Origin of the sequence: Moorena sp. SIO4G3 (assembly GCF_010692305.1) — a bacterium.
GTDB classification, from domain to species: domain Bacteria; phylum Cyanobacteriota; class Cyanobacteriia; order Cyanobacteriales; family Coleofasciculaceae; genus Moorena; species Moorena producens_A.
This window is the reverse complement of sequence record NZ_JAAHIG010000528.1, coordinates 1-5079: the sequence shown is the minus strand read 5'-3', so window position 1 is coordinate 5079 and position 5079 is coordinate 1. Positions and strand designations below refer to the sequence as shown.

The 5079-nt window shown below is 42.1% G+C and carries 4 protein-coding genes and 1 pseudogene; 3 read left to right on the top strand and 2 right to left on the bottom strand.

Features of this window, described 5'->3' with window-relative positions; all coding sequences use genetic code 11:
* Positions 1-75: 75 nt before the first annotated feature.
* Positions 76-375: a serine hydrolase gene (locus tag F6J99_RS41945; RefSeq protein ID WP_293122573.1), complete on the top strand. Its 300-nt coding sequence runs from the start codon at positions 76-78 to the stop codon at positions 373-375.
* 18 nt (positions 376-393) lie between these two features.
* Here the strand turns inward: F6J99_RS41945 and obgE are convergent, their stop codons facing one another.
* Both obgE and F6J99_RS41935 read right to left on the bottom strand, forming a co-directional pair.
* Positions 394-1443, bottom strand: coding sequence for a GTPase ObgE (obgE, locus tag F6J99_RS41940; RefSeq protein WP_293122570.1), 1050 nt, complete (start codon positions 1441-1443; stop codon positions 394-396).
* A gap of 146 nt (positions 1444-1589) precedes the next feature.
* Positions 1590-2291, bottom strand: coding sequence for a Mo-dependent nitrogenase C-terminal domain-containing protein (locus F6J99_RS41935; protein WP_070394315.1), 702 nt, complete (start codon positions 2289-2291; stop codon positions 1590-1592).
* Between the two features lie 135 nt (positions 2292-2426).
* Between F6J99_RS41935 and F6J99_RS41930 the strand changes: the two genes are divergently transcribed.
* Both F6J99_RS41930 and F6J99_RS41925 read left to right on the top strand, forming a co-directional pair.
* Positions 2427-2795, top strand: a complete 369-nt coding sequence (locus tag F6J99_RS41930; protein WP_070394314.1) for an EamA family transporter — start codon at positions 2427-2429, stop codon at positions 2793-2795.
* A gap of 669 nt (positions 2796-3464) precedes the next feature.
* Positions 3465-4031: pseudogene (locus tag F6J99_RS41925) on the top strand (WecB/TagA/CpsF family glycosyltransferase).
* The last annotated feature ends 1048 nt before the right edge of the window (positions 4032-5079 follow it).

Below are 5079 nucleotides of genomic sequence, written 5' to 3'. Positions count from 1 at the left end.
TGAGTCTCTGAAAATCACTCCTGTCACCCTGAAATCGCTAGTCAGAGCAACCTTTGACCTGCTAATTGCTCAAGTTTGATTTTTAACCTTGAGCAAGGTAAGTGGATTTCTCCCCAATCTCGTACTGACCTGATCAATATTATGATCCAAACTAAGACCAACACACTATTACCCCAAGGACTAGGTAATGGTGCCACCATTGCCCATAAAACTGGCACCCTTGGCCGACTTCTGGCCGATGTAGGTTTAGTAAAAATGCCCAACGGCAAGCGTTACATTATCAGCGTAATGGTCAAACGCCCCTTTAATGATGCCAGTGCCGAAAAACTGATTCGCACCATTTCTCGACAAGCCTATGACTACTTTAATAATTAGTCATTTCTTAATTACCGGTTAAACCTTGAAAGTTGACTGTTGAAGGTTGACTGCTGCCTTTGAGCCATCTGCCACTGACAACTGATCTAGAGATTGCCAGATTTTCGATAACAAAGCATCCAAGCCAATTTTAGCAACAGCTGAAATCGAAAAAACTGGTACCTGAGTAAGCTGATTTAGGTAAGTAGACACCTCATCGATCATGTCTTGATCAACCGCATCTACCTTATTAAGGGCAAGAATTTGGGGACGCTCTGGCAATTCTCTCCCATAGGCTTGTAACTCCTGTTGAATAGTTTGATAATCAGCAATCGGGTCAGCAGCAGTAATATCAATCAAATGCAGTAACAAGCGAGTGCGTTCGATATGACGTAGGAAGTCGTGACCCAGACCAATACCTTGATGAGCTCCAGCAATCAACCCAGGAATGTCAGCAAATAAAGTACCATCCCCAGTGGGTTTACGGACCACACCTAAATTGGGAATCAAAGTGGTAAAGGGATAATTGGCTATCTTGGGTCGTGCCGCTGACAGTGCTGAAATCAGAGTAGACTTACCAGCATTAGGTAGACCAATAATGCCTACTTCCGCCAGTAACTTCAACTCCAACCGTAACCTCAGTTGCTCTCCAGGTAGTCCAGGTAACGCATGCTCTGGTGCGCGATTGTGATTACTCAGGAAATGCCGATTTCCCAAACCTCCTTTACCGCCTTTGGCAACACAAAGCATTTGCTGAGGTTTCACCAAATCCCCCAGCATTTCTCCCGTGTCAGCATTGTAGACAACCGTGCCACAGGGAACTTCAATAATGCGATCGCTACCATTTTTTCCCGTCCGATTATTAGGGCCTCCCCGACCCCCATTCTCAGCTCGAAAGCAATGGGCGTATTTGAAATCTAGCAACGTTTGCAGATGCTCTATAGCATTGAAAATCACGCTACCCCCCCGACCACCATTACCCCCCGCCGGTCCTCCAGCAGGAACATACTTTTCCCGCCGAAACGCCACAATTCCATCGCCCCCGTTACCAGCTACAACTTCAATTTCTGCTTGGTCGATAAATTGCATAATTAGTTTTTAGTCCTTAGTTTTTTCTTGACATCAGTCAGTTGAACCCATTTCCCTTAATTAATCTAACTAAGAATCACCAATGACTAATGACTAGTCACCAATGACTAATGACTAATCACCAATCACCAAGCACCAATCACCACTTATAAATATGCTGAAACATCTTCACCACAATCATCGGCTAAATAAGATAAAGCCCGGAAGCGCAAGCCGACTAACTGATCATAAAGAGGATTAAGCTTACACATCGGTGGGATGTGGACGATTTTGTGATTAAATAGCTTCACGTCCCGTTCAAACGGACACTGAGAAGGAATCAGTTTGCACATAAATCGAGCGACCCGTGGGTCATTAACATCCATACCATCTAACCAATCCCGCATTGGCTGTAGAATATCTGAATGGGGATGGTCAGAACTTCCTGGTTCTTGAGCTAACGCATCAACAGAATCGCTTTGCTCAGTTGCCTTACCGTCATAAAGAGTTACCTGCAGTGATTCAAGAGCCTCAACCTTATGACCTAGTGCTTCACAGAACTGGTCTAGAACATCAGCTTCAGTCGCAGAGTACACCCCATCTGCCAAGGCTACCATTACAGCAGTTCGTAGAAAATTCTCTGCCGTTGTGTTATCCTTACCTAAAGCTGCTGCCAGTTCTTCAGGAGTAATGGGTTTATCAAAAGACTGCAAATCAGTGCCAGGAGCCAATGTCTCTTGGGTGATTTGAGCCATAACCTCTTGTTCTTCTGGGTCAAAGTGACCATCAGCCCAGGCAACGGCAAATAAACCCCGCAGCCAAGCTGAAATTTGTTCTTCGGTGTAGGTAGCAGAGCTGGAAATAGCCATAAATACTTAAAATCAATCTCCTAACACTATTTTAGGAGCAATCACAATAACTTAAGCTCCTGAAGCTTGAAGCCTATAACATCAAAATAGCAATCGGATTAAGAAGTATCGACCAATTGTAATTCTCAGATATTCGTGACTCTAGCAGAATTTAGTCTTTTCTTAATGTCAGTCCTAACCAGTGCTACTGGACAGTTCTTGCTCAAAACTGGAGCCGAAAAGCTGGAAAAAGTTAACGCTAGCAATTGGCTAGATCAAATTTTCAGTATACCCAAGACCCCAGAGATTCTAGCAGGGTTAAGTTGTTATGGTTTAGGGGCACTCGCATACATTTTGTTGCTGACCAGGGTAAATCTCAGCGTTGCTGGTCCTTCAGTATCCTTGACTTACGTCTTCTCCGTACTGATGGGCTATTTTTTCTTTAAGGAAACCATCCCCCTTAGTCGTGCCGTGGGGTTGGGTGTGATTATCTGCGGTGTAATGTTGGTAATTTGGAAAAGATAAGTTAGTCATTAGTCATTTGTCAAGACCATGGATGTAAGCCTCTTGTTTACCCGGCTTTTTTAGGGGGTAATAGGGGGATACCATCCAAGCAGACAAGCCTTTTACCTCCTCAAGACTGACCCACTCAGATCTGTAAAATCAGATCTGTAAAACTGCTGTAATTCCCTATTGCCGGTTCTTTCCAGAGCCGAAGTTCCCTATTGGCTAAAACCTTAATTTCTCGATAACCTGGGTAAGTCCTACTTGTGATCGACACACATAACTTATTCATAATTTGGAGATCATGAAAACGCGATCGCGGACAGCCGGTAGCAATACTGTAAATAATCACTACTCTAACTATTACGGCAATGGCCAGAAAAAATCAACTGAATGAATTAGATTATTTACCTGCTATTAATGTACATTTGCTAGAGCGTAGAATATCTTGTGTAACCGTCCCTAGGATTGTAGATGCCATTCATGCCGCTTGCGTTGAGAAAAATAACCGTAGCTAACTATAACGTACATAGTTTTAATCTTTCGATGCAGCTACCCTGGTTCTAGGAATTTATCCAAAGTGCATAAATCGCCCATTGTGACGGTATGGGTATCTTAAAAGCCCTTCAGTTTATGGGGTACAATTTATCACTAAAATACCGCGCTTATTAAACACTATTACTGCCAAAATTGCTGGAGAATGTTAACCAAAATAGCTTGTTAATTTTTCTGCTGGGGTCAAAGCCTAAGCATCTAGAAACAGCCCTTAATAACCTTAGACAACAATACCCCAATATTATTGTCAATGGTCACCACGGATATTTTGATAAAGAAGACCCCAGCCAAAATCAAGAGATAATTAATAAAATTAACCAGACAAAACCTAATATTTTATTGGTAGGCATGGGTATGCCAATTCAATAAAAATGGATTTGGCAGCATCGTAGTCGTCTTAATGTCAATGTGTTCATGCCTTGTGGTGCAGTGATCGACCGATTGGCAGGTTTGGTTCCTGACTGTCCAGAATTTATTTCCAATCTTGGTGGAGAGTGGCTTTATCGTTTATCCCGTGAACCCAAAAGTCTGGCAGCTCGCTACTTACTCGGTAATCCAGCCTTTTTCTTTCAACTTGCTCTAGCTAAATTTTATGCACAACCTTTGAGAGTAGAGAAGAAGGGGTACATGCTAAATGGACAAAAACACAGTTTAGGCGAGCCTGTCAGCCTTCTTTCACCATTACCTCAGGGAATGAACTAGCAAAATCAGGATGCACCTGATCTGCAGCTGTTAGCGAGTTCTAGTCAGTAAACTCAGAATAACTGATAAAATTAATTTTAATTTTATTAAAATTAATTTTGTCTCAGTCATGGTGCAAGACCACCATGATCGTGATTCATACCAAGTGATACTAAGTTGCATTTATAGTTAGCACTTTCATCCCATCACCCGATCACCCGATCACCCGATCACCCGATCACCCCATCACCCGATCACCCCATCACCCCATCACCTTTTGAGGAAGATACTATCTTTGATTCCAACTTAGTATCACTTGCCCATTAGCTACGCTTGACGTTTACCAAAAAATTTGGGTTTAAAGCCCCGTCCTTATAGGAGACGAAACCTTAGAATAAAGAAGCCTTAATTAATAAGTTTTAATCCTTCTGCTCATAGCCTGCCCTCTTTAAAGGCTTCTTTATTCTTACGGTAACTTCTAGGGACGGCTTTTTTTGAAATTAAGACTTGACGGTTTGATCGCATCGTGTTAAGATAAAAACAATTAATAATCTAGATAAACATGATAGTAAAATAAGTAGATAATGTAAAAAATCAGCTAAGATATCAGCTTATTGCATAATCAAATCTAACGATTTGGATATCTACGAAAACATAATATCAAGAAAAAGTTTATCTAACTTGTTAACTAGATTAGGTACGGTGGGGTTAGAAGTTACCGTAAGAATAGTGGAGCCTTTATAGTTAGTCGGCTATGAGTCAAAAGTTTTAACCTTTTTGATTAAGGCTCCACTATTCTAAGGTTTCGTTTCCGGCACACCGAAACCTGGGTCATAGACCAAGTACGCTTGTGGAGATGAGACCTCTATTTTTTCTGGCTCCGGCCTGGTTAAACAAGTCACCTCGTAGAAGCAAGAATCCCCGTCCTTCCAGGGCGGGGAGCTGGTTGACTGACAAAACTATTCAGCAGCATACTTGTACGTTTGTATTTTGAATTCCAGCCGATAACATCGTTTCTCATGTTGTTTTCGCGAAGCTATCACCGGGTCAGGGTCTTGATTAGTTGTGA